The organism is Sulfolobus tengchongensis, assembly GCF_036967215.1.
GTDB lineage: Archaea > Thermoproteota > Thermoprotei_A > Sulfolobales > Sulfolobaceae > Saccharolobus > Saccharolobus tengchongensis_A.
On sequence record NZ_CP146016.1, the window covers coordinates 1,396,711 to 1,422,528 of the forward strand.

At 35.4% G+C, this 25,818-nt stretch carries 24 protein-coding genes and 1 pseudogene; 15 read left to right on the top strand and 10 right to left on the bottom strand.

Annotated elements, in window-relative coordinates; translation table 11 throughout:
- The first annotated feature begins 293 nt into the window (after window positions 1-293).
- Window positions 294-1,103 (top strand): hypothetical protein, encoded by an 810-nt coding sequence (locus V6M85_RS06705; RefSeq protein ID WP_338598176.1) that lies wholly within the window; start codon window positions 294-296, stop codon window positions 1,101-1,103.
- On the opposite strand, the gene V6M85_RS06710 is transcribed toward V6M85_RS06705, so the two are convergent.
- The 5 genes and pseudogenes from V6M85_RS06710 to V6M85_RS06730 form a co-directional block, all read right to left on the bottom strand.
- Window positions 1,093-1,950: an encapsulin gene (locus V6M85_RS06710; RefSeq protein WP_338598178.1), complete on the bottom strand. Its 858-nt coding sequence runs from the start codon at window positions 1,948-1,950 to the stop codon at window positions 1,093-1,095. The two genes, V6M85_RS06705 and V6M85_RS06710, sit on opposite strands and share 11 nt — an antisense overlap.
- A 19-nt stretch (window positions 1,951-1,969) precedes the next feature.
- A complete protein-coding gene (locus tag V6M85_RS06715; RefSeq protein ID WP_338598181.1) occupies window positions 1,970-3,073 on the bottom strand; it encodes a transposase in 1,104 nt (367 codons plus the stop codon).
- A gap of 114 nt (window positions 3,074-3,187) precedes the next feature.
- Window positions 3,188-3,355, bottom strand: a pseudogene (locus V6M85_RS06720) (bacteriocin); the annotation flags it as partial.
- A 76-nt stretch (window positions 3,356-3,431) separates the two neighbouring features.
- The gene (locus V6M85_RS06725) at window positions 3,432-4,790 is read right to left on the bottom strand and encodes an ATP-binding protein (RefSeq protein ID WP_338598183.1); all 1,359 of its coding nucleotides are present in this window, start codon (window positions 4,788-4,790) and stop codon (window positions 3,432-3,434) included.
- Window positions 4,790-5,296 (bottom strand): hypothetical protein, encoded by a 507-nt coding sequence (locus tag V6M85_RS06730; protein ID WP_338598185.1) that lies wholly within the window; start codon window positions 5,294-5,296, stop codon window positions 4,790-4,792. The genes V6M85_RS06725 and V6M85_RS06730 overlap by 1 nt, the downstream gene beginning before the upstream one ends.
- Window positions 5,297-5,616: 320 nt before the next feature.
- Between V6M85_RS06730 and V6M85_RS06735 the strand changes: the two genes are divergently transcribed.
- Window positions 5,617-6,228, top strand: a complete 612-nt coding sequence (locus tag V6M85_RS06735; protein ID WP_338598187.1) for a hypothetical protein — start codon at window positions 5,617-5,619, stop codon at window positions 6,226-6,228.
- On the opposite strand, the gene V6M85_RS06740 is transcribed toward V6M85_RS06735, so the two are convergent.
- From V6M85_RS06740 to V6M85_RS06750, 3 genes are all read right to left on the bottom strand, one after another.
- Entirely contained in the window at window positions 6,202-7,557 is a 1,356-nt protein-coding gene (locus V6M85_RS06740) for a hypothetical protein (protein WP_338598189.1), read from the bottom strand. The two genes, V6M85_RS06735 and V6M85_RS06740, sit on opposite strands and share 27 nt — an antisense overlap.
- Before the next feature lie 309 nt (window positions 7,558-7,866).
- Window positions 7,867-8,847 (bottom strand): NAD(P)/FAD-dependent oxidoreductase, encoded by a 981-nt coding sequence (locus tag V6M85_RS06745; protein WP_338598191.1) that lies wholly within the window; start codon window positions 8,845-8,847, stop codon window positions 7,867-7,869.
- An 83-nt stretch (window positions 8,848-8,930) separates the two neighbouring features.
- A complete protein-coding gene (locus V6M85_RS06750; protein ID WP_338604664.1) occupies window positions 8,931-10,814 on the bottom strand; it encodes a 4Fe-4S binding protein in 1,884 nt (627 codons plus the stop codon).
- 129 nt (window positions 10,815-10,943) lie between these two features.
- Between V6M85_RS06750 and V6M85_RS06755 the strand changes: the two genes are divergently transcribed.
- Genes V6M85_RS06755 through V6M85_RS06770 form a run of 4 tightly spaced genes read left to right on the top strand, consistent with a single transcriptional unit; the run spans window position 10,944 to window position 16,048 of the window.
- Window positions 10,944-11,672, top strand: a complete 729-nt coding sequence (locus tag V6M85_RS06755) for an electron transfer flavoprotein subunit beta/FixA family protein (protein ID WP_338598193.1) — start codon at window positions 10,944-10,946, stop codon at window positions 11,670-11,672.
- A gap of 1 nt (window position 11,673) precedes the next feature.
- Window positions 11,674-12,537, top strand: coding sequence for an electron transfer flavoprotein subunit alpha/FixB family protein (locus tag V6M85_RS06760; protein ID WP_338598195.1), 864 nt, complete (start codon window positions 11,674-11,676; stop codon window positions 12,535-12,537).
- A gap of 26 nt (window positions 12,538-12,563) precedes the next feature.
- Complete coding sequence (locus V6M85_RS06765; RefSeq protein WP_338598197.1) at window positions 12,564-13,760, top strand: acyl-CoA dehydrogenase family protein; 1,197 nt, start codon at window positions 12,564-12,566, stop codon at window positions 13,758-13,760.
- 5 nt (window positions 13,761-13,765) lie between these two features.
- Window positions 13,766-16,048, top strand: coding sequence for a xanthine dehydrogenase family protein molybdopterin-binding subunit (locus tag V6M85_RS06770; RefSeq protein WP_338598200.1), 2,283 nt, complete (start codon window positions 13,766-13,768; stop codon window positions 16,046-16,048).
- Here the strand turns inward: V6M85_RS06770 and V6M85_RS06775 are convergent.
- Window positions 16,032-16,280: a hypothetical protein gene (locus tag V6M85_RS06775; RefSeq protein ID WP_338598203.1), complete on the bottom strand. Its 249-nt coding sequence runs from the start codon at window positions 16,278-16,280 to the stop codon at window positions 16,032-16,034. The two genes, V6M85_RS06770 and V6M85_RS06775, sit on opposite strands and share 17 nt — an antisense overlap.
- A gap of 67 nt (window positions 16,281-16,347) precedes the next feature.
- Here V6M85_RS06775 and V6M85_RS06780 point away from each other — a divergent pair, with 67 nt between their 5' ends.
- From V6M85_RS06780 to porB, 5 genes are all read left to right on the top strand, one after another.
- Window positions 16,348-17,538, top strand: coding sequence for a 4Fe-4S dicluster domain-containing protein (locus V6M85_RS06780; RefSeq protein ID WP_338598205.1), 1,191 nt, complete (start codon window positions 16,348-16,350; stop codon window positions 17,536-17,538).
- A gap of 63 nt (window positions 17,539-17,601) precedes the next feature.
- Window positions 17,602-18,159, top strand: coding sequence for a 2-oxoacid:acceptor oxidoreductase family protein (locus tag V6M85_RS06785; protein WP_338598207.1), 558 nt, complete (start codon window positions 17,602-17,604; stop codon window positions 18,157-18,159).
- Complete coding sequence (locus tag V6M85_RS06790; protein WP_338598209.1) at window positions 18,146-18,409, top strand: 4Fe-4S binding protein; 264 nt, start codon at window positions 18,146-18,148, stop codon at window positions 18,407-18,409. Before V6M85_RS06785 ends, V6M85_RS06790 begins: the two co-directional genes overlap by 14 nt.
- Complete coding sequence (locus V6M85_RS06795) at window positions 18,406-19,608, top strand: transketolase C-terminal domain-containing protein (RefSeq protein WP_338598212.1); 1,203 nt, start codon at window positions 18,406-18,408, stop codon at window positions 19,606-19,608. Before V6M85_RS06790 ends, V6M85_RS06795 begins: the two co-directional genes overlap by 4 nt.
- Entirely contained in the window at window positions 19,577-20,467 is an 891-nt protein-coding gene (porB, locus tag V6M85_RS06800; RefSeq protein WP_338598215.1) for a pyruvate synthase subunit PorB, read from the top strand. Before V6M85_RS06795 ends, porB begins: the two co-directional genes overlap by 32 nt.
- On the opposite strand, the gene V6M85_RS06805 is transcribed toward porB, so the two are convergent.
- The gene (locus V6M85_RS06805) at window positions 20,464-21,780 is read right to left on the bottom strand and encodes a glycosyltransferase family 4 protein (protein WP_338598217.1); all 1,317 of its coding nucleotides are present in this window, start codon (window positions 21,778-21,780) and stop codon (window positions 20,464-20,466) included. The two genes, porB and V6M85_RS06805, sit on opposite strands and share 4 nt — an antisense overlap.
- A 468-nt stretch (window positions 21,781-22,248) precedes the next feature.
- Here V6M85_RS06805 and treH2 point away from each other — a divergent pair, with 468 nt between their 5' ends.
- From treH2 to V6M85_RS06825, 4 genes are all read left to right on the top strand, one after another.
- On the top strand, window positions 22,249-24,003 hold the full coding sequence (treH2, locus tag V6M85_RS06810; RefSeq protein WP_338598218.1) for an alpha,alpha-trehalase TreH2: 1,755 nt from the start codon (window positions 22,249-22,251) through the stop codon (window positions 24,001-24,003).
- Window positions 24,000-24,533 carry a hypothetical protein gene (locus V6M85_RS06815; RefSeq protein ID WP_338598221.1) on the top strand — a complete coding sequence of 178 codons (534 nt, stop codon included), beginning with the start codon at window positions 24,000-24,002 and terminating at the stop codon, window positions 24,531-24,533. Before treH2 ends, V6M85_RS06815 begins: the two co-directional genes overlap by 4 nt.
- Window positions 24,534-25,065: 532 nt before the next feature.
- Complete coding sequence (locus V6M85_RS06820; RefSeq protein ID WP_338598223.1) at window positions 25,066-25,455, top strand: HEPN domain-containing protein; 390 nt, start codon at window positions 25,066-25,068, stop codon at window positions 25,453-25,455.
- Entirely contained in the window at window positions 25,431-25,787 is a 357-nt protein-coding gene (locus V6M85_RS06825; RefSeq protein WP_338598225.1) for a nucleotidyltransferase domain-containing protein, read from the top strand. The genes V6M85_RS06820 and V6M85_RS06825 overlap by 25 nt, the downstream gene beginning before the upstream one ends.
- Window positions 25,788-25,818: the final 31 nt, after the last annotated feature.

Genomic DNA, 25,818 nt, shown 5'->3' on the forward strand with positions numbered 1-25,818 from the left:
AAGTATGAAAAATACTGATAATATCATATGGGGAAATTGCAAATCTGAATAGTATTTAATTCTGAATTTCAGATTATCACTTCTATTTAACACCTTTGGGGATTAAGGAGTGAAAGCCTCCATACGTAATGGCACTGTCCATTAAGGTCTTACTAATATGATTCACGCTCTTCAATATTATCTCTCAGAAGAATTGAAATAAACTAACACATGATTTTCCTACGTAAAATTCGCAGCGGTAATCTTCTATATAAATGAATAAGGTTTATATTTTAAAATTATATATTACATTTATGCCTTATGCAGAAGAAATAGAAGTGAAGGGTAGTAGATCACAACTACTAGCATTCTTTATGGATCCTATACGATTTACTGGTATATTAGGTCATATGATGATTGTAAATATTTTCGATAAAAATGAGAATAAGTTTGTGCCCATGGGTAATCTAAAAAATCCAGAGAACAAATACAAAATCCTTTACGCACTTGGTGATCCAGAATCTAAAATTGATACATTCGTTGGGACAATGGAGGGGCCTACACTTATGTATAATACTATTACATATAAGGGGGACGCCGATAATAGTAAAATAACATGGAAAATAGATATAATTATAACTGAACTAAGCAGAGTATGCAGGCTTAGAGTAGTAGCTGACATAAAACAAAAGCAAGGTTTATTTGATAGACCGAGAATGGGAGATATTGATTTAGCTACGCACTTAGTTAAAGAGCATCTTATTCCTTTCGTGAAATTTTATTTTAAACCTTCACTTCTCGAAGAGATTTCAGCATTGAATGAAGTATTTAGGTTTAGAGGGAGCGTTGAAGAAACTATTTTAAAGCTGAGAGAGATTATTGGTAATATTAAATATGGTGGTATTATTATAATTGGAGAGAGTTTGAATATTATAGCATCAATATCTAATGGAGAAATATTGCATGTTCAAATAAATAACTCTGACGTTCAGAGTGGGGACATTTTTACACACCTACTTAAGACTAGTGGAAATATCGAATTAATAGCCTACGACGTTTCGTTAGATGAACTTATATTTAAAAATTTAAGGAGGAAATTGGAAGAAATTAAGACTAGGACTTGATTACGCAAGCTGCTGAGTTACTCACCAATCTTGGTGCTATTTGTTCTGAAATTAAATATACATCGTAATCCTTTTCTTTAGATAGATACTCAACAGCAACATCTGAATATAGTAAAATGTCAAATCCTAACTTGCTAATAACATAAATCTCGTCATCCTCAACATCATTAATGGGTATTACGTTTCCTAAATCTTTTAACAACTCTATCTCGTAAGTTCCAGCCTTATCAACAACTCTAAACGTTCTAGAATAGTTTAAGGGCGAAAGTAGTATATATACATCTTTTCCAAATCCACCTTTAGATAGAATCTCATATGCCCTTAATACGTCAGCTAGAATATTTCCTGTTTGATTCCAATCAGATGCTCTCAGCTGAGAACCAATTTTAAAAGGAGATAGTGGGTGGTTCTTCAACAATAGTTTATTTTCTATCTTCACGAAAGAATTCCCTGCAGATAGTGAAATTCTTCTTGCGTCACCTTTTTGACCTAAATAAAATTTAACTTGAAAGCTAATTAATGGTACCTCGTATACTGAAATGTTTTTACTTTGTATTAATTCATCAGACTCGACCTTTATTTCGGAATACGGAATCATGGTTGAGTCGTATTTAATGGCATTTCCAATATTCCTTACCACCCTATTGGCTACTATTCCTTCTATTATCCAATTCACAATTGGGTCCTCCTTAGTAGTTTCCACTGATTTGCTTGGGGGAGATTCCAATGGGAATTTCTCGTTTTGTCCGATAAGTTTTGAAGCCTCTTCCCATCCTTTTCTAAAATAGCTGAAATCTTCAGGAGAAACTTGATATAACAATCTCAGAAATTCGCCAAAGTGAGCCATTTCCTCCTTTGTAATATCCTCAGGGTAATTCAGGGTTCCATTGCGAATTGTATTTATCTCGCTCAGTTATAATAATATAATGAAGGAATAAGTGAAAAAGTATATTGGAAATGAGAATAATATCTATGACTGTAATAAAAATAGAAGAATGAGAAAAATTAATTTTACCCCTAAACCAAAAACCAATACCCCACAAAATTTGAAACAATCTATGAGGAGAATGAAAACGACCAAACAAACGCCTCTCCAAAAGAGAATTAAAACTCTCAACCAAATTACTACTCCTCAACAACCCCTGCAAACGTTGAGGAAGATGCGTAAAGTTGAGAACACCTTGAGAAACCAACTCCTCCTTAAACCTTGTATCAACAACCCTAGTTGAAATCAACTCATCCAACTCCTTCCTCTCCTCCTCACTCATGTTCCTCTTCAAGTGAACTAGACAAGGTTGCCTAAGCACTCTTATCCCACTCCTAAAAATAGCGTTATCAATACTCTTGTGTAAATCTGCAACTACGAATTGTATGTTGAATTTTATCCATAATCTAACTAGGAGATTCCAATAAGCTTGTGTGCTTTCTGAGTCTGCTAGTATTGCATCTGCTATCCCCCAATTTCCATTCTCTTCTACTCCTATTGCTATTAGGAGTACTGCTTTTTTGTCCTTTAGTTTCACGTATTTTCCATCAAGTATGAAGTACTTGTATTCGTGTTTTTCTTGTTCCTCTGGGATCCATAGTTTTTGGTTTAGTTTCCCTGGCAAGAGGGAGTAGATTGTTAGTAATAAGGTTAATAAGATTTTCTCTTCTCTTAACAACTCTTCTTCTACTCTTGTTTTTATTCTTTTCCCGTTTTCATCTACTAGTATTGGAAGTTTTATTGTTGTGAATTCTAGTTTGTACAAGAGTGTTCTTCCTATTTGTTGTATTGTGAAGTCTGTGAGGAATTTGTAGTTTTGGTAGCCTTTTCTTTTTATTGTTTTTCCTCTTTTGTACTTGGGGCTTATCATGTCTGCTTCTTTGATGGCTAGTTTTTCAAGTTCTTGTGGGGTTTTGTTTAATAACCAGTTTTCACTATTTATTATGGGTGTGAGCACGGCTTTGGGTATTTCTAGGGTGTTCATGGTATTACGTCGTGCTCACACCCTTATTTGTATTACTTGCAAATGATAGATTACCTCAAAATTTTTTACCGTTATTTACTTTTTACAATTCGCAATGGAGCCCTGAATTACCCTATCCTCATGAACTTTCCTTAGTTTTTCATCTTCAATATATTTATTTTGTTGCAGGTAAAAGTTTATAGCGTCTATCTCTGCGGCTATTGCGTTTCTTATGGCTCTGACTATCTCCTCTTTGTCAAACTTTTCCTTCCTAGTAATTGTTGAAGGATCATTTGAGAACAAAACTAAAACACCTATTATGTATTCCAATAGGCAGTTATAAATATTTCTAAAGAGGAATTATTTTAAATTATGTGTCTTAAGTTGATACCTTATTTTCTTCAGCTAGAGATGATGATGAAGGGAAGAATTGGTCAAATAATGCTTTAATTCTCTCCTCAAGCAAGAATACATCACCGTTTAATATTTTGACTACTTCTAATGTGGGAATATGCAGGGCAAGTACTCTATCTATCCCACTTATCTCAATATTAGTTATAACGAATCTATTCTTTACTTTATACGTTTTCTTTTCATGTTCAACTTCTTCTACGTTTCCAAGTAATTTTAATTCTTCTTCATTATGAAGTTTTCCGTCATTTGAGAAAAATACGTCACCCAGAAACGCTTGATTATCAGCTATAAAGAATAAACCTACTACCAAACTTTTACCATCAACTTCAATTCTCTTTCCTCTCGGATGTACGTACGTTATTCCGTATTCCTTACTTATCCCGTTTAGCAAATCTCTGACTTTCTTCTCAAATTCCTTTGAGTCCTCTTCTGGATTCCTAAGGCTGATGTATTTCCTTAGTTCATTCTTTATACACTCGACGTTATTTTTATCGCAAGTTTTCTCAACTTTATCCATCTCATTTCGTATAAATTGTAAAATTGAACTTACCGTAGTTAATTCCTTGCTTTCCCATAATGTAAGAATTATTGGAAGTAAGTCCTCTGTCAGGTCTTTACAATACGCGCTTACAATCTCCTTTATGTCCTCTAGGGTAAGAGCGTCGTCTAATGGAATTCTACTCTCCTCTATTCTTCTCCTTATCGCCAAATCACTGATCCTGCTATAAACTTCAGTAGGCATGGATAAAATTATGGGTATCTCAAGACCTGAATTAATTAACCTGTGTATAAGGCTCATATGCGTTTCTCTAATCTCGTCAACTAACAGGATTGGGTTACCAATATTTTTCATATCCCTTAGAGCGTTAATCATACCATCAAACGTTTTATCATAACTTAAGCAATAGATTCTCAGATACGCATTATCATATTTGTTGCAGACTCTCAATAACCAATCTTCAAACTTAACTCCCATTAACTTTTTCCAGAACGAGTATCCTAATTTTCCTTTAATTCGATATAAGTGCGGTAATACTCTCTCTCTAAATGTGAATTGGTTTACCTTAGTCCAAAATTCACTATCTACACTTTGTTTGTTTGCTAGATCTAAATATATGGTTAGATTTTCATCCTTAGTTAGTTCTTCTATCTTTTTGAGTAAAGTTGTCTTACCCATTCCAGGTTGTCCCACTACTGAGGCTATTTCCTTATTTTTAATTACCTCAAGTGCTTTTTCTAGATATTTCTTATATGTAGGGCCAGCTAATATTACGCCTTTGGATGCCCAGGTTGTAACAGTGACTCTAGGTATCTCGCATACCATTATGATCTCCTCCTCTTAATTATACCATAAACTACGCCTTTTCGTGTAAATCCTTCCTCTCCTCCTGCTATTAGATCATAATTTTCTTCAATGTGCTTTCTAAATTTGGAATAAAACTCCTCCTTTTGGAGTCCTAGTTCTATTCTTATTCTCTCTAATGGAGCATATCCCAGAGAGTCCTTTATTCTATCATATGCTTCCTCAAAATCCTTAAAGGAAATCTCCTTCGTTTCGACAATTTTTTGTAATAAATCAAGAATTTTATGAACTTCGTCCCTCAAAATCTTTAATTCTTCTGCTATATTTACATTTTCAATAGGTTCAAAAGCAACTCTCCCCTTATTCTCTATTCTTCTCAATTTCCCATCTCTCTCTAAATCGTTCAGAACTTCTTCTAGAATTGACTGATCTTTGAACTTTCTCTTAATTTTAGTCAATGAAACTGGTTTGCTCGTAGCCTTATATTCATTAAGAATAATAGTAAAAACGTCATCCTTACTAATCATGGTAATCTTTTTGATGGTATAAAATTGATAAGCATTACACCCTTTAATACCTCTCGTTTCTAACCATAATCGTATTTTTCTATGATATTTGTATAATAGAAAAATTGTAAAGAGTTGTCTAAACTCATTGATTTATTAACTTGAAATTGACAAATTAATTATGGGATATAGATCTCGCCTTTATCACGTTGGAATACCGAAGATTTATAATACATATTTTTATATGATAGGCAAAAAATACATGCTATCTAGAAAATTTGCACTCAAACATGCGAAAAGGAGAAAGTTAATATTTTAGACTACAAATAGGAGTAAAGAAGATGTTATTACAATATACCAATGGTATGATACTGTCGCAAGGTATAACGCTGTGTAAGGTCACTGTGGATAGGAGTGAGGTAAGAGTAGAAGGAAACTATAATCTCTTGCTTAAAAGAAAAGGATTTAGTTCTAACGATTATGAAATCTATCAATATGGATCTAAAGTGGGAGAAGTAAATGATCTTAATGTGAAATATAGTATTTTTAATTTTATAGTAAGTAAACCACAATTAGTAGCTTTCATAAGAGGTTATCAAGATAGTGTGAAAATATTTACTACAGGCAATACTGAAGTAGGGGAAGTTAAAAGAGCTCAGAACGGACTGGAAGGTTATTTGAATGATGCATATGACCCTTATGTTATGATAATTTATCTTGTTCTGCTCTCGCGATATATAAACGTTGTACCCTATCCCAGATATAGAAGAGGAAGGATTTCACGATATAGGGGTATTTTTTACTTTATCCCATTACTCCTAATATTAGTATATCTAATTCCCCTGCCCTTCTATATTGATTTAGCAATATATGTTATATTACTAATTCTGTTTTATTATCTATTTATTATTAGAGGAATTTCAAGATCACGCAGAAGTATAAATATCTTCTAATGTATCTATGCTCTTCCAACCCTCTGCTTTAATCTCCTCTAACGCCGTATTTATTTGGGCAGAATAGATCTTAATGTTATCATTTATCTCGATCTTCTTTAATTGATCTACGAATACTTGAAGGCTATTAGATAATGGCTCAGAGAGTTCTGATTTTCTAAATACCTTACTGAATATGCCCTTTGCCTTCCCCTTGTAAATCTGAGGTGTTGTTACGAATACATTACCCTTATTTGTTTTAGCAATTAGAAATGGTATGATTACTGTAGTATCATCAGCTAAATCTAATTTTTCATAAAATAAATCTATATACTTAACAAAACTTTCCATATTTTCCTTTGCCTTATTGGCTCTATTCCTAAAATCATTGGCTACATTATCAACTTCCCTCATCATATTGTTTATTTTCTCTATCTCATTGTTTCTGTCGGCATAAAGCTTATCTAAATCTCTCTTTAGATATCTAACCTTTTCCAAATACTTTTCTATAACATTATCCTTTATCTTTCTTATTTCATCAATAACTGTCTCCAACTCTTTATTGGAACTCTCGAATTCGGTCTTTCCAATAGTTCCACCTTCATATTTCAAACTTGTGATAGCTTGCCTTGTTAGGGTTTCAGTTAATTTTGATACTTTGGAGTTTACTTCATTATTTATTGAATTAGAAATATCATTGGATGCATTCTGTATTTCATTCTCTATTTCCTTAGTCTTATTCTCTATTAATTCCTTATATTTCTTGTTAATTTCTTCTATTTGATCACTTAAGTTTCTCTTTATTCTTATTCTTGTATCCTCAACTTCCTTTAATAATACCTCAAGGGATGTAAGAGTAGTTAGGATTTCGCTTTTCAGATTAACCAGATTCTCATTAATTACCTTTACATCGTGCTCACTAATTTTCGAATCTAGTATTGGATAACTAATTTCCTCCTTTTTCCTCGCAGTCTTTATTACCTTCTCCATTTCTATATTTAATAAACCTACAAGAGAAATCTCAGCAGAGCTAATATGGTCTAGGTTTATCTTCTTAACCTTAGATATGAATGTTTGAGTATCATTTATCGTTGAAAACTCAGAGGCTATATCTTTAAATGGCGGATAAATGTATTTCACTATTTTCGAAGTAATTGTCAACGTTTCATCTAGTACGAGAAAGCCTTGATCCGTTTTTTTAAGCAATATGGGCCATCCTATGATTGATGCTTTCTCTATCTTTTCCCTCCTTTCAAGGTCTAAATTAAGTAAAGCTATGGCTATTTGTTTGTAAAAGTTAAGTTCGTTGTAATTTTGATCAACTGCTAATGATGCGAAATACGTTTGCATTATGATAATTAAAATTCTATGGATAAAAGAGTATTTGTTAACTTCCGGACTTAATTATGAAGTGAACAGTAAGTATGTGCAAAATTTCAATCACATGAGTTAATCACCCGAGAAAAAATCTTTGAGGTTACCACAACAGATAGGTATACGACGGAACTATTTTTGAGTTCAGTCAGTTCTTTAAAGTTAGGATTAGATAAGTTGTTAGAAATGTTGACGTTTTCTTTGTAATTTATGTTTCTAAAGTGTTCTTTATTCACGCTTTATGACCTACTATAGGTTTTGTGTAAATATACATTCATATTAAAATCAGAGTCTCAAACTGACCTTCTTCTTCTCAGCTTTCCAATCCACATTAACTGGTGGGAGCCCTTTCTTACTTCTAAGGTAGTTGTAAGCTGATAGTGCGGCTTTAACACCTTCAGCTGCAGCTACCACAGCTTGTTTATATGGGGTTTGTGTGATGTCTCCAGCTGCAAATATTCCATCTTTGCTAGTTCTCCCTAGTTCATCAACTATTACTTCACCTTTATCGTTTAGTTCTACAAATCCTTTTAAGAATTCAGTTTTAAGAACATATCCCATTTCTATTATAACCCCATCTACCTTCAACGGTACTATCTCTTTTTCTCTCTTTATTAGTATTTCTTCAACCTTACTGTTTCCCCTTATCTCAAGGACCTTTGAGGAGGGAAAGATCTTAACGTTAGGCTTACTTAGTACTCTCTTTATAATCTCTTCCTCTCCGGAAAGATGAGGTGAAGACGTTATATAGTAAGCTGGATTGGCGTAATTTGACAATAATTCTATTGCCTCTATACCAGGCTCACCCTCACCTATTACAGCAGCTGGTTTACCTTTAAAGAACGCCGCGTCACATATTGCGCAATAAGAGACCCCTTTACCTTTAAATTCTTGTTCCCCAGGTACGTTAAGTTCTCTGGGAGTTTTTCCAAATGCCAAAATAACAGTTCTCCCTCCATATTCACCTTTTATTCCTTTAATTATGAAAGTGTCATTTTCCTCTTTTATTTCCTTAACTTCCTCTCCATAAACGAATTCTGCCCCAAATTTCTTAGCCTGTTTTTCAATCTTCTGTGCTAGACTTAATCCACTAGTTGATTCTATTCCAGGGTAATTCTCTATGAGATCCGTTAGAGTTAGTTGACCTCCAAGATCTTTAGATAAAACTAATGTTGAAAGTTTTTGCCTAGAAGCATATAATGCAGCACTTAATCCTGCAATTCCTGCCCCGACAATTATTGTATCATAAACCTTTGTCGCGTTCATACTATATCTCATTTATACTTAATATAATAAAAAGTTATCTTTCAATACTTTGTAAAATAGTTAACTAAGGATAAAATATTCCACTAGTATTTAAATTTATCTTTAAACCAGTGCCTCACGTCGTAAAAGTAGATATTATCGTAAGGGCAAGCGTTAACGCATTCACCTATCCCGACGCACTTAAACGATTTGAATTCACCTTTCTTTATGAACCAACCTCTCATGTCCGTAATACCTACTGGACAAGCATAAGCACAATCAACTGTCTTACAGTTAACGCATACAGTGGGATCCTTGACCTTTAATCTGAATAATCCTATACTACTTACAGCTTGATTGAATACGCCCCAATAACAATAACCTGTGGTAATGCAAGCAAATGTACCTAGGAAGGGTATTGAAATGAATAGCATATACCAGAGTACATCAAACCAAATGAAATATATTAGAAATGTAATATCTGTATCAAATATAGTAAAATTAATCAAATTAATGGAGTTAAGATAAGACAATATTGCAGACAATAGTACTAATACTGAAACACTAAGCGATACAATTTTTGCCCAATTGGGTACTCTCGACGTTAATGTCTTTCTTCCCACTTTCGACGTTCTATTATAAACCTTAAGCGAATCGTAGAATGTTCCTTGAAACATTAAGGGTGCGGAGCAAGTCACCGCACAGAGATTTCTTGAACCAAATAAAAATGAAAGAATTGCGTATATCACATATGTACCTATAAGCCCTAAAAGTACTGAGTTACTTACAGATCCCAAAGTTCCTATCCCCATTGACCACATGTACGGTATGTAAGGTAAGTAATTCGAAATTGGACTAAACGTCGGTATGTATATAGTGTAAAGAGCATACGCGAGTATCATTAAACTCATTCTAACTCTAACCTCTCTAACTTTCATTTCAAGCATTTTCTTAAACGCTAAGAACCCCATTTCTATTCCCATCATTATCAGAAACCAAGTTGAACCTAAAACTGAACCCAGAATGTTTATGAAGTCCCATATCGCATTTAATGGACTGGTTAAAGGCTCCCATGGTAATGTTAAACTGTTTATGAATCCTTGAACTCCAGGTGAGAAGATACCTTCAACAAAATCTAAAACTCCCCCCATAAAGAACTCCATTATGAAGGTTAAGAATATTATTAGAAATGCTAGTTTAGAGTTTTTAGTGTAATTTCCTTTCTTTGGATTTGGTCCAGCTAACGTTCTATACAAGAACCAAACCATACTTATTATCATTGCACTGTCAAAGACTATCAAGGAACTAGATAAGAAGAAATAGAACTCACCCATCATCATTAAAGCGAATATTGATATTAATTCTAGCACAGTATAAGTTTCTTGAGAAGCTCTTAGCCTCTGTGTGTAAAGTGAATCGTAAATCAGTATAGTATCTCCTACCATTATAATAGCAGAAAGCCATATTGGTAATGCTAATGTCGGGAATATTTGAGGAAACCATGGCATTAATAATAGTAGCCCTATCAAATAGTTTCTCAAAGTGCTATTCATCCCTTTGAAGGAAAGTATAAATGTGAAGAGCATTTCCGTAATCATAACACTAACGAAAAATACGTTCTCAACTGAGGTATCTAAGTCGGCAGGAATCCCGGTTTGCAGGGTATATAATAAAGCACCCATTGCAATTTCCGAAATAACCATCAATAGTGAGAAAATTATATATACAAAGTTCCTATTTTTTATCTCCTTAACATTTAACAGAGGATACAGACCGAAAACCATGTAAGCGGAGTTAATCGTGAGTATGTAAAATGGGTTGTTGGTTACTAAGTAAAGATAGGCTCCAACGTTCATCGTTAACATCATCCCCTCAATGTATAAGGCTACTAGTACTCTTCTCATTGATCTCCATTTTTCGACCTCGTAAATTACATAGAACATTACGAGGAGCATTGATACGGTGATTAATATTGGAAGAAGCATTATGGTCATCTAAAATCAATTTTCTATCTCAACTTTTTCGCTAAAAAAGTTTTTGACTATATTTTTTGTAATTTTGATTATTCTATCTCGATTTGAGGCTAGTTTTATAAATAGTCAATTCGAAATTAAAATATGAACATTATTGTTGGTTTCAAAATAGTTCCAGATGATCAGATGATCAAAGTCGTGGGTGATAAGTTAGTTACTGATGCTCCATTAAAGGTAAGCACGTATGATAAGAACGCAATAGAGGAGGCAATAAGGTTAAAGGAGAAATTTGGTGGTAAGGTTATAGGGATTACTGTAGGGAATAACGATAGGAAGAGCATTAGAGAAGCATTGGCGATGGGTATTGACGAAGTAATTGCTGTTTCCGTTAAAAACCCTGATGTTTACATTACAGCAATGGCAATAGCAGAGAACGTTAAATCGTTGAATCCTGACATATTAATATTTTCAGAAATGAGTACTGATAGTGGAACTTCAGCATTGCCCGCTTATGTGGCTGAACTCTTGGGCTTACCCTATATATCTAACGTTAGGTCACTGAAGGTTGAAGGTAATAAGGTTACTGCTGATAGGGGGATGGTGAGCTATGTGGAAACTGTAGAGGCTACTCTACCATTAGTTATAAGCGTAGGTGGTGAAATAAATACTCCCCGCATTCCTAGTGTAAGGCAAATAATGGAATCCGCTAAAAAACCAGTTAAGGAAGTGAAATTCGAAGCACAGGCTAAAATTGCTATAAAAGAAATTAAACCCTTGATTGTGAATAGGAAGAAGATAATTATTGAGGAGAATGACGTCAATAAGGCAGTGGATAAGTTAATTGAATATTTGAAGGCTGACGGGGTGATCTGAAATGAAAACAGTAGTTTTCTCTGAAAATCCCGTATTTTTAAGAATGGCTTCTGCAGTAGCTCAGAGTCTTGGAGGAGAAGTTATAGGAATATCGAATAACGCTGACGTTAAAGTGGTAAACAAACTTTACGTAATAGATAAATTAGATGAGGATGGCATAGTGGATTTAATAGCATCGCTCTCTCCAGACGTAATTATAACCGGTAATGTTAGGAGAGATAGAGCTATAGCTGGAAGAATAGCTGGAAGACTTAAATTACCAATAGTCACAGACGTAATATCGTTTAAACTTGAGGGTAAAAAAATAGTAGCTGATAGAGTAGCTTATAGTGGAATGGGAGTAGTTACAGTAGAAGGCGAATTACCAATAGTGATCACCATAGCTAATACACAACTTCAACCAAAAGAGCTCCAACCCAGTGTTGAGAAGGTTCAGTTAAAAGAAGGAAGAGTGAAGGTTGTTAGTAGGAAATCCACCTCTTCTGGATCTAACTTATCAACTGCACAAATAGTAGTTGGAGTTGGCAGAGGTATAGGTTCTAAAGAGAACGTAAAATACGCTGAGGAATTAGCAAACGCCTTAGGTGGCGTAGTTGGTGGAAGTAGACCAGTAGCCGCTGAATTGAATTGGGTTCCAGAAGATAGACAGATAGGATTATCAGGATTGAGAATAAGACCTAAATTATATATTGCGTTGGGAATTTCTGGTCAGCCTCAGCATATAGCTGGTATAAGGGATTCTAAGATAATCGTTGCCGTTAATACAGATAAAAATGCACCTATACTCGAAAATGCCGACTATCTAGTAGTAGCTGACGCAGTTGCTTTCTGCAAAGCTATGTTAAATAAGCTTGGAAAACAATAATAATGATAAAATCTTTTTTGTTATATATGGTATTTCCTTTTAAATCGTTAGAGGATTTTAAGGTAGATATAACACAAGATCATGAATTATTAAGAAGTGCAGTTAGAGATTTCGCTGAAAACGTATTAGCAAAGTATGTGGAAAGAGGAGAGAAGGAATTAGATATACCAATGGAAGTTAAGCAGAAAGCTAAAGATATAGGACTTTATGGTTTGTTTGCAAATGAAAGTTTAGGAGGTCAAGGTGCAGATTACCTTTCGTTAATTGTTGCAACGGAGGAAATTACAAGAGTTTGGCCCTCATTTAGCACGTTTTTACTAATAGACTGGATGTTTATCTATACTTTATCCAAATTCGGAAACGATGAATTAAAGAGAAAATATGTAGTTCCAGTAGCGAAAGGGGATAAGGTAGCTGCGTTTGCAAACACAGAGCCATCTGCGGGCTCCGATGTTGCCGGGATAAAGACTACTGCTAAGAAGTTAAATGGAGAATATATACTAAATGGCAGAAAAATATTCATTACTAATGGTGATATTGCAGATTACTATTTGATAACCGCCAGAACTTCACCTCCAGATCCTAAGGCTAGATGGAAAGGTATTTCGATGTTTGTAGTTGAAAAAGATGCCGTAAAACCAGTTAGTAGAATTGAAACAACCGGTTTGAAATCATCTCATACTGCAGAAATAGTATTAGAAGACGTTAAAGTTCCAGCTGAAAATCTTGTGGGAGAAGAAGGTAACGCGTTCAAATACGCTGTAAGTGCATTCGATTTTGCCAGAACTATAGTGGCGTCGCAAGCATTAGGAGTAGGTCAGTCAGCATTAGAAAAGATGGTTAATTATACTTTACAGAGATCTGCATTTGAGAAGAAACTTGCAGATTTCCAACTAGTACAAACTAAAATTTCAGAATCCTTAGCTGATCTGGAAGTAGCTAGGCTAATAACGTATTGGGCAGGAACCTTATTTAAAAACGGTAAAGAAAACGAGTATGTAGTGGCAGCGTCATTAGCTAAGTTCATATCTACTGAGGCAGCTGAAAGAATTGTGTTGAGGGCAATGAGCGTTTATGGTGGTTATGGCGTTACCACATCTACTGGGTTAGAGAGAATGCTTAGGGATTTACAAATCATGAAAACATATGAAGGAACAAACGATATACAGAGAATAAGTGCTGCCAGATTTCTCTATAACAAATTCATAGGATATAAGGTGTAACTTTAATGTATATTGGAAGTCCGATTAAAAGGGTAGAGGATTTACGTTTTCTCACTGGTAAAGGTAGATTTATTGATGACATATATCTGCCTAATATGCTATACATGGCCGTAGTAAGGTCTAATTATGCGTGGGCTAAGTTCAAAATTGATTCTCATAGGGCTGAACAAAAGGGTTTTCGCGTCATAACATACGATGACGCTAAGGAATTCTCTAATTTACCTAATTTTTTCGTTCCTGATCCAAAAAAGGTTCCTAAGGAGTATATTCTAGCTAAAGAAGAGGCTAAATATTTTGGGGAGCCAATAGCTCTAGTATTAGGAAATGATAGATATGCAACATACGATGCCTTAGACTTAATTGACGTAGATTATGATCCTAGAGTCCCCATTATTGATCCCCTCAAAGCAATGGACATCAATTCCCCTAGGCTACATGGCGATCTAGATTCTAATGTTGTATACAGTGACGTTTTTGAATACGGAGAAGAGCCTAAGGAGTATGATGTTATTGAGAAAAAATTTAGATATAATAGAATTTTGCCCTCCCCTATAGAGACTAACGGCGTTATAGCTGATTTCGATAAGGTTAGTGGTAACTTAACAGTTTACGCAAATACGCAAGTGCCACAAGTTTTCAAGACAGCTTTGAGTATCATTTTCAATATTCCTAGATCTAAGGTTAGGATAATAGTACCGGATTCTGGGGGAGGGTTTGGGGGTAAAATTTTCCTTAAGCCCATAGCGATGACTACTTTGGCTTCAATTATAACTGGAAGACCAGTAAAGTATATTGAAACCAGATATGAGCATATGATATCAGCGATTCACGGACCAGATAGGTATTATAACGCAAAGATATTGTACAAAGGTGATAATCTTTTAGGAATCGTAGTGGATTTAATAGAGGATTTTGGAGCGTATTTACATACTTATCAGCCTTTACCTATTCTTAGGCAAATCTATCACTTAGTAGGTCCATATAAGATGAAGTACTTAAAGTTCAGAGTAAATGGAGTAGTTACGAATAAACCGCCAACTGGACCATATAGAGGATTAGGAATTCCCCCAGCAGTATTGGTATTGGAAAATTTAGTGAAAGGCGTCTCTAAAGTAACTGGGATCAATGATGTTGATCTTAGGGCTAGGAATTTCATTGATAAATTGCCATATGAGAGCATAACTGGTGCAATTTATGATAGCGGAAATTACAAGGAGGCGTTAAAGAAGCTAGTTAGTGAATTAGAGACTGTCAGAAAGGATAAGTATACTGGAATTGGAATTGCATTTGCGCTTGAGCCTGGATCCTCCTTAGCTTTTCAGACCCTAGTAGTTAACAAACCAAGGACACCTTACTATGAAGGAGTATATATGAGAATGGACAGTGGTGGAGATGTAACAGTATTTCTTTCCACTAATAGCATGGGTACTGGGCACGAGACTAGCATTTCCCAGGTTGTAGCAGATATTTTAGGGATTTCAATTGAGGATGTAAAGGTTATTTTAGGAGATACTGCAGGTCCTCCAGGTACTGGCTTTTATGGTAGTAGGTTTTCCGTAGTTAGTATTTCTGCCGTTTACACTGCAGCCATTAAACTCAAGGAGAAAATGCGTGAATATTTAGCTAAAATGTTTAATGTTGAAAAAGACGAGGTAAAGATAGAGAATGGAATAGTTAGAATAGGTGGAAAGACATTTAGTGTTAAAGAAGCAGCTAACATGATTTATAATAGATCGTATTTAATCGGAGATGAAATGGGATTAGACGTTTCCGTTACTTTAAACTCATTTAACGTTAATACATCAGATGAAAAACGGAGAGTGAATTTCTCTACCACTTATGGGGTTAACGTACACGGTGTAGCTATTAGGGTTGATAAAGAGACTGGATTTATTGAAATACTGAAGTACGTAGTGTTAAGCGATTGTGGAACAATGATAAACCCAATGCTCGTAGATGGGCAACTCATGGGTGGTACAGCAATGGGCTTAGGTGCTTCGATATTAGAAAAAGTTGAGTATGACGAAAACGGTATACCTAAACAGATGTCTTTTGGAGATTATTGGATTCCATCAGCGAAAGAAATGCCTAAATTCGAAATACTTCACATGGTAAGTCCATCACCGTTTACTCCATTGGGAACTAAGGGAGTTGCTGAGGGAGGCGCTACTGTTCCTCCTGCTGCCATTATAAACGCTTTGGAAGATATCATTAAAAAGCCAATTAACTATGTTGAAATACCAATAACTCCAGAGTACGTTCTAAAGTTAATTAATGACATGAATTGATAATTGCCTTCAATATCTCCTCTTCTTTTCCCTTTCCCTTGCCCAGCGTTATGTTCTCTATTACCTCATTAATCAGTTGCCTTATCATCTCTTCATCCTCATTACAAAATCTATTTCTCATTTCAGTATCATTACTCAGTTTTTCTCTCACGAAACTCTCTATAGAGTCTTGTTCTATCACTTCTCTTATGAAGTTTCTCATTAATGCATATTTGTAAAAAGGAGTTTCCATAGAAATTTGATCATTTTATATCAATATAAAGCTAATGTTATTAACCTAGTTAACTAGAGATTAGTATATGGAAAGGAAATTAGGATTTATATTCGATCATGACAAATGCATTATTTGCAATGCTTGTGTAGACGCCTGCAATAAGGCTTATGGCAACCTAAACTGGAGAAGCTTAATAGTAATGCCTTATGGCGAGAGTAAAACAGCGCTTTCAATAGCTTGCAACCATTGCGATAATCCAACATGCATGAAAGTATGCCCAGCTAATGCGATAGAGAAAAACGATATGGGAATTGTGAGAATAAGGGAGGACAAGTGTATAGGCTGTGGTTTCTGTACATGGGCTTGTCCATATGAGGCCTTGAAATTTAACGATATGGGAATTATGACCAAGTGCAATTTCTGTTATGATAGACTTGTAGGAGGAAAGGGTATACCATATTGCGTTGAAGCTTGTCCTACAGGTGCGTTGTCTTTTGGATGGATAGAAAAAGGTGAAGCTAACGTAGACTACCTTCCTCCTTCAGATATAACTAAGCCTAGGATTGTGATAAAGCAACCTGAAGCAAAGGAAAGCATTAGAGCAAACGTAACTCACACCAAAAGAGAGGATAACTATTTAGGGCTACTAGCTTTCACCATTGGAAGCGAATTTATCTTAGGTTATTCTCTTCTGAAATTGCCTTTCTGGGGTATCATAAGTGCTCTCATTCTAATCGTATCCCTACTATTCTCTGTAAATCACGCTAAGAGAACTGATAGATTTTACAGAGTTATTTACAATTTGAAAACATCATGGCTTAGCAGAGAAGTACTTTTCTCCTCTCTAGCAATCTTATTTTACCTTCTAAGCATAGTTAACCCTCTATTTTACTATCTCGCTTTACTCTCGCTAACGATTGGGGTTATATCTAGTATTATGATCTACATGTTGAAAGCGAGACCTTCGTGGTATAAAGCAGATACTCCAATTTCATTTGTAGGTAGTATCTTTACAATGTCATTACCATTAGGATATTACTTTACACATAATATATTATTTATAATTCCGCTAATATTAATACTGGCAATAGAAATTGCTTCTAATCACACCAAGTTCAGATTAGGTTTTAACGCTGTTTCTATTGTAATTTCATTAATTTCTATCTTTATTCCTGAAATTATCATTATAAGTGAGATTATAAACATTATATCTGAAGTCGAACATAGAATGGAATTTTATGAAAAAGTTATATACTACGGCCTACCTAAAGTTTAAACATTTTTTATAGTTAGTTTTTTAAGTGATGAAGAGTATACAATTTAGATAGGTGGTCAATTATTGCTCGAAATAAGATTCCACGGTAGAGGTGGACAAGGTGTAGTCACTGCTTCTCAATTGCTTGCTGAAGCAGCAGGTTACGAAAACCTTTACGCTTCTTCTTTTCCAATTTATGGGGCTGAAAGAAGAGGTGCGGAAATAGAGGCTTATTGTAGAATATCCGATACGCCAATTAGAGTTACTTCTCCAGTAGAGGAGCCCAATTATCTAGTCGTTATAGATAGCAGCCTCCTTAAACTGTCTAAAACCATTTTTAGAGGCTTAAAGGATAATTCCGTGATACTAGTCAACTCTTCTTCTAAACCAGATCTTAATTGGAAAACCTTTCACGTTAACGCAACTAAAATAGCTAAGGATTTAGGTTTGATAAAGTCGGGATGGCCAATGGTTAATGTAATAATATTAGGAGCCTTGATAAAAGTTCTCGGAATTCCTTCATTTTCATCATTAGAAAAAGCAATAGAGGAGGAGTTTGAGGGGAAAGTAGCAGAACTTAACATAAAGGGAGCAAAAATGGCATATGAGCAGGTTAGTGGTGTAGAATATGTCACTGCTTGATTATCAATACTTTCCAGTTAGCAGACCTAATAAAGGAGCAGGAGGGAAAACAGGAGCATGGAGGATAGTAAAGCCAATTGTAGATTACAATAAATGTATAGGATGTAAAGCGTGTTTCATGTTTTGCCCAGAAGCTACAATAATACCTAACAATGGAAAAATAAAGATTGACTATGAATACTGCAAAGGCTGTGGAGTTTGTGCAAACGTTTGTCCAGTTAAAGCCATAAACATGGTGAGCGAACAATGATGAGGAAAATAATTTCTGGGAACGAGGCCGTAGCTTTAGGAGTTAAATTAGCGAGGGTAGGAGTTACTGGAATCTATCCAATAACCCCTCAGACAACAATAATAGAGAAATTAGCTGAAATGAAAGCAAAGGGAGAAATTGACACTGAAATAGTGAGAGTAGAGAGCGAGCATTCAGCTATGGCGGCTACATTTGGCGCTGCATTAGCAGGAGTTAGAGCATTTACTGCTACCGCATCTCAAGGTTTACTCTACATGCATGAAATGATTTGGTGGGTGGCAGGAAGTAGAGTGCCCGTGGTAATGGTAGTAGGTACAAGAGCAGTAGGAGCTCCATGGAATATTTGGAACGAACATACTGACTTCACCAGCGAAAGAGATAGTGGATGGATAATGGCGTTTGCAAGTAACCCTCAAGAGGCGTTAGATTTAACCATACAAGCGTTTAGGATTTCAGAGGATGAGAGAGTCTTCTTACCAATGATGATAGGTATGGATGGTTTCATTCTATCTCATACTAAAACTAACGTATTAATACCAGATCAAGATCAAATAGATGGATTCTTACCTCCTAGAAGGCAACCATACGTTATTGATCCAGAGGATCCATTGGGTATGGGTAACGTTTTCCCTCCAGAAGGATATATGAGACTAAGGGAGTCAATAGATTCATCCTTAAGGAACTCAGAGGACGTAATTCGGGAAATAGGAAGAGAGTATAGCAAAAAGATAAATCCATTAGGAGATTATTCAACGTTAAACGTTTCGTATAAGTTAGATGACGCTGACTACGCAGTAGTAGCGATGGGAGCATGGGCTGGAGATGCTATGGAAGCTATAGATGTATTAAGGGAAAAGGGAATAAGAATAGGTCTGTTGAGGATAAGATATCTGAGACCTTGGAGTGAGAAAGAAATAAGAGAAGCATTAAAGGATAAAAAAGGTGTCTTAGTATTGGATAGGAGTACGAGCTTTGGTAGATATGGCGGTCCTCTATATGTTGAAATAAAATCAACAGTCTCAGATATTATACCTTCAATAAAAGGCGTAGTAAGCGGGTTAGGTGGTGTTACTGTTACTAAGAACGATCTAGTGTACTTATTTAATAAATTTGTAGAAGGAATGAGAGAAGACGTAATTTGGTATTATCCTAAAGAGGTGGGAAAAGTTGAGCTTAGGACTCCGAGGGATATTGAATAAGCATAATGCTATACTGTCTGGTACTTCAGCCTGTCCAGGATGTCCAGAAAATATGGCAATGCGAATGCTAGGAATGGGATTGGGAAAGGATGTTGTCTTAGTAGTAGTAGCTGGATGCTCTTCAATAATACAAGGTAATGCCCCATACAACGCTTATAATTTTCCAACAGTTAATGTTGCTTTCGCAGCAGGTCCTGCCACAGCATCAGGCTTAGCAAGAGCATATAAACAAAGGGGGAAAAACGTAACAGTAGTAGTTTGGGCTGGTGATGGTGGAACAGCGGATATAGGATTTGCCTCATTAAGTGGAGCAGCAGAGAGAAACGAAAATATACTTTATCTATGCGTTGATAATGAGGCTTATATGAACAGTGGAGGTCAAAGAAGTGGTTCTACGCCATTTGGTGCTATCACAAGTACCACACCAGAAGGGAAAAAGGAAAATAAGAAGAACTTACCATTTCTTATGATAGCCCATAATGTACCTTATGTGGCTACAGCATCTGTAGGATATCCACATGACTACATAGAGAAACTAAAGAGAGCTAAGCAAATTGATGGATTCAAATACCTTCATGTCCTAACACCAGATCCTTATGGATGGTTATTTGACCCATCAAAGACTGTTGAGGTTGCTAAGTTAGCAGTACAAACATGTTATTGGCCACTTTTCGAATACATTAATGGAAAACTGGAGATCAGTTCAGAAAGTTTACATTGTCTCGATAAAAGAACTAGAAGGCCCATAAGAGATTTTCTAAGCATACAGGGTAGGTTTAAGAAATTGAGCGAGGAACAAATCAAGGTTTTAGAACAATATGTGGATAGTATGTGGGAGAAACTAAAGTCGATGCTTTAGACCTTCTTATATTCCTCTGATGCTATTTCGAAAGCCTCTTTTAATTCATTTATCGCATTACTTACCGAGCACCTCTTAGCAGTCTCTTTTCCTAAGGATCCAACTTTCGCGTCCTTTAACGCCAATTTAAGCTTTTCAGCCAACTCTTCGACGTTCCCCGACTTAAATACGTATCCGTTCCCTCCTTCTATTATTAATTCACTTACCCCAGCACCACTACTGACAACTGCAGGCTTGCCATATAACCAACCTTCACATACTGCCAAACCAAATCCTTCTATTCTTGAAGGTAAGAGCACCACATCAGCTCTTTGATATAATGCAAACAACTCCTCATCTGGTACATAACCCGTGAATATTACCTTATCCTCTACTTTTAAATTTCTAGAGATCTCCCTCAATTTATTCACCCAAATACTACCTTTGTCATGACCTAATGTTTTACTCGTAAAACTGCCATCACCAGCTAATACTAACTTAGCGTCTATATTCTTCATAGCCATTATTGCTAAATCTTGACTTTTCATGGGATCCATTCTCGCAACTACCAAGATAACCTTATCATCGCTCTTTATCCCGTACTTGTCTTCTACGTACTGTATTTTCTCTCTTCCCACTGTTTTATATGCAGACGGATCTACAAATGGATAAATCTGTTTGACCTTAACCTTAGCACCGACCCTCACTAAGCCCTCTAAATCCCTCTTAGTACTAAATATGACTAAATCAAAACCTTCAAACGACTTGATTAAGAATTCCCTTAATTTCTTACTCAAGTTTTCGGGGACAAATGGTATGTGATACCACAGAACAGCAGGTGCAGAAGGACCAATTATTCCACCAACTAACAGCTGTTGGAAGTCATTTATGAAGTAAATATCTGTATCCTTGTAGAATTCTAAAAGCTTCTGAGCAGATAACCAATTGTAATTAGCATATGCAATATATTCTTGTCCAACAATTTCGTATTTGCCTAGACCGTGACTCTCATTATATATCCCCTCCTTAAACCTAGTATAGTTCGCTAAGGATTTGGGATCCAAATCTACAAAGTGAACTTCAGAATCTCCCATCTTTACGGATGGAGGATAACCTGGACCCAAAGAAACCCATCTAGTCTTTCCAAAGAACCTAGCGTCAATAAGGCTGAGCATCATTTTAGCTACCCCACCTACTGAAATGTGATAATCCTCATTGCTAAGTAAGCTGAGATCTATAGGTGGCTCTAAGTACCCGTATTTCTCTAGAAGGTCTTTATACGTTAATGTGAATCTGATTGGTGGTGTTTGAGTATTAATAGAAACGCTTGACATACTATTAACTTACCCGTTTCAATCATATATATTTAACTCGGTAATTAGGGTACCTCATACGTTTTTAGTTACAATCACCCTGTTGTCCAATATCTCTCGCATTCAATCTACATAGAGGCTAGCGTAAAGACCTTCTGGATTAAATAGAATGCAATAATCTTTCTCGATAATAATTACCATCATTCTAAAAAGAAGGCTATATAGTGCAATTATCAGCTATTTGACTTTCTCCTTATAAGGAACTTCATCGTTTGCACATAAAATAATTTTACATCTTTCAAGATTTTACGAGTTTCGTAAAACGTGACTACGTACTCTTGCTAAGAAATATCGGGAACTTCTTTTATAATATTCAATTTTGAAGAAAAGTGTGAGTACTCAAATTAGTTATACTGGTTAATTCGTGTCATTGTAACTGTTATTCTCAAACAAGGCTAAACTTTTTAGGAAATAATCTTTACTAATATCGTGATAAAATATTACGAATTTCTCTCAAACGGAATTACCTCGGCGTTAATAAAGGAGGGTAGCGTAGAGTGGTTACCATTACCCAGATTCGATTCTCCATCAATATTTACAAAAATATTAGATGAGGAAAGAGGAGGGTATTTCAATATTACCCCTTTGGACAGCAGTTACGAAATCATCTATGAAGACTATATCCAAAATACCTTAGTATTAAGAACAGTGTTCAAAACTGAGAAAGGCAAAGCGGAGATAATTGACTTTATACCCCTTTCCCTATCGGGAATTATAAGGATTTATGAAAGCGATATAGATCTTAAGGTTAGCATAAAACCGTTCTTTGAATATGGCCTAATATCACCTGCAATAATTAGAGCTAAGAGGGGTTTGATATTCAAAAACCCTAAATCAAAAGAGGGAGTCGAAATACTAATAGGTGGGGAATACGAACCTTTAGACGACACTGAATTCTCACTGAAGAAAGGTAAAGGATACGTATACTTACTTTACTCGAAAGATCTTAGATATGGATTATTTAGCAATAAAGGTTTCGTATACTCTGACCCATATGAAGCTATGAATAAGGCGATATCGTATTGGAGAAGAAGATTGGAAAGAGCGAGAAAGGTCAATAACTATGAAGAGGCATATTACAGATCCCTATTGGTATTATTAGGCTTAATATACGAACCTTCTGGCGGTATTATCGCATCTCCTACTACCTCACTTCCAGAAGTAATTGGTGGTAATAGAAACTGGGATTACAGATATGTGTGGATTAGAGATGCTTCATACTCAGCTGAGGCATTAATAAAAGCAGGATTATTGAGTAAAGCTAGAGATGTTTTGAGTTTTCTCACTTCCATGGTAGATCCCTCGTCCAAGAGTTTTGATCATCCTCTCTATACCATTGATGGTACTGCTCCTCCTGCAGAGGAAATTCTAGATTGGCTTAAGGGTCACAAAAAGTCATTTCCAGTTAGAGTTGGTAATGCAGCCTATATGCAGATTCAAATGGACGTTGAAGGAGCCTATATGAACGCATTATATGAATATTACAAAAGCAGTAAAGATGTGAACTACATTAACGATAACTGGTGGGCAATAGAGGCAATAGCTGAATGGACTAAAAAGAGCTGGAAATCAAAGAGTACTGATCTATGGGAACAGAGAGGAGTGGAAGAGCACTTCACACACACTAAAGTAATGAATTGGGTAGCGTTAGATAGAGCAAGTAAACTTAGCGTGGAATTGGGATATAAAAAAGAGGCTGAGGAGTGGGGTAGAATAGCGGAGGAAATTAGGAATGACATCATGAATAACGGTTATTCAGAAAAGTTAGGGCACTTTGTCAGATATTATGGCAGTAGCGAAGTGGACTCCGCCTTACTAACATTGCCACTATATGGCTTTATAGATTCTAAGGATCCCAGATTCCTAAGAACGTTAAAAGTCATAGAGAACGAGTTAATGGTCTCAGAGGGTTTGCTGTTGAGGTATAAGGACGATTTTCTGGGAAGCGTTAAACATCCATTTACTTTAGTTTCCACATGGTTAGCTAGGGTTTACATAAGGTTAGGTGAGATAGATAAGGCTAAGAAGGTTATTGAAAGGTTAATTAACTGTTCCACTTCGTCCTTATTATTAGCAGAGCACGTAGATCAAAATACGTGTGAGCCCAGAGGTAATTTCCCTCAAGCTTTTCCTCATGCGGGATTAGCAATTGCCATAGTGGAATTAGAGGAAAGGTATAAATGAACAGGCTAAAGCAAATCCTAAAAGAGGCGTTAGACGAAGTAGAAGTTTACGGTTCATGGATTTCCCTTTATTATATACTGAAATCAATTGAGAACGATATAGAGAAATTATGTAAGGAGCCAGAAGTCAAATACGATATAACCGTTGATTCGTTAATACTCTTTACGATTTATAGATATAATGATAAGATAGATAAGACTAGATTATTTGCCCTTTCTTTTATATTATATGATTATTTAAGCAAAAATTACAAGGTCCAAGAACCGCTATTTTCAATTAGATGGAATAGGAGATATTTTATATATAGCTACAGAATAGAGTCTCATCTAAATACTTTGCTAAAGAAAGGACTCTTAATAAAAAGGAGAACTGTATATTATTTGAGTGAATTAGGTAAAAATGAGGCCGAGAATTTATCTATTAGGGAGAAAGATATGGTGAAGGTAAATGAGATAGTGAATAATTTTAAGGCACTAAGAAGAGTTAAAGAGATTAGGATATACATACGAAAATATCTGATGGGAAGTTAGCATTCTATTGCGTAAATTAATAGTATTATTAGAAGTAAAGCACGTACATCTTCTACAAATTTGCATTGCAAAATCGTAATAGATGCAAAAGATTCCTTATTTTAATCTCTTATTTTAGCAAGTAAAAATATGGGATATACTTCACTACCTTACAAATTTCACACAATCAATTTCTATACCAATAACTGTTATATATGGTTATAATTTTAGTTGAATCTAAATAAATTAATTTTTATAAATTATATATTTTTACAAGATGAAACTGAAACATCCCTATATTCTGGATGGGATTGGAACCGCCTATGGGGGGAACATCTGTTTTACTTCACATTGCAAGATGGAATGATCTATTCGTAAGGGCAGAGTAGTTTACAAAAATAGGCGGGCAGAAAGACTCTTAGAGTCGAGGAGAAGTCAGAATATAACTCATTAAACTTCCAACGATCTCTCATTCGAGAAAAGTTAAATAGAGATTGCTTAAGATACTCACTGTCAAGTTTTAACTTAAAAACTCTAGATTGAATCTCTTATTGTGAGAGATGAAGCAAGAAAGTGGTTAGAGCAAGCAATAGAGGATCTCAACACAGCCAAAGATATTATTAATGCTGGCCATTATTATGCTTCTGCATTTTGGTCTCAGCAAGCTGCCGAAAAAGCACTAAAAGCTTTCCTAATTGAGAAAGGAAAAATAGTGAGAACTCATGATTTAAATGAAATTGTTGAGATAATTAAGCAAGAACTAGGAGTATCAGTGGACGAGATATTCGAAGATGCAAACAAACTTACTGTACATTATACAATCTCCAGATATCCAGATGCTGCGAACGGTGTTCCAGCAAGAATATATACGAGGTCTGATGCCGAAGAGTTATTGGTTAGAGCTCAAAGGGTGATAGAATGGGTAAAGCGAAATCTACAATAGAAAGCCAAAAACAAATGTTAAAGAGAGCTAAAGAATTTATTATAGAGCTAAAGAGAATTATTAATATAGAAGATATTTACGTAGTTGGTTCAAGAGCCAGAGGAGACTATCTAGATGTAAGTGATATTGATCTAGTCATAATAAGTGATGATTTTAAGAATATGTCCTATATTAACAGAATAGAATTACTATCTAAATATTTAAGACCAAGAATAGAGTTTTTTGCATATACTAGAGAAGAGTGGGAAAATCATTCCTCACCATATGTCAAAGAAATGAAAAAAGAGGCTAAAAGATTAGATGAATTATTGAAGTTATACAATGTAGAGTAATGAAGGAGAGTTAGGAATTCTACAATTATTT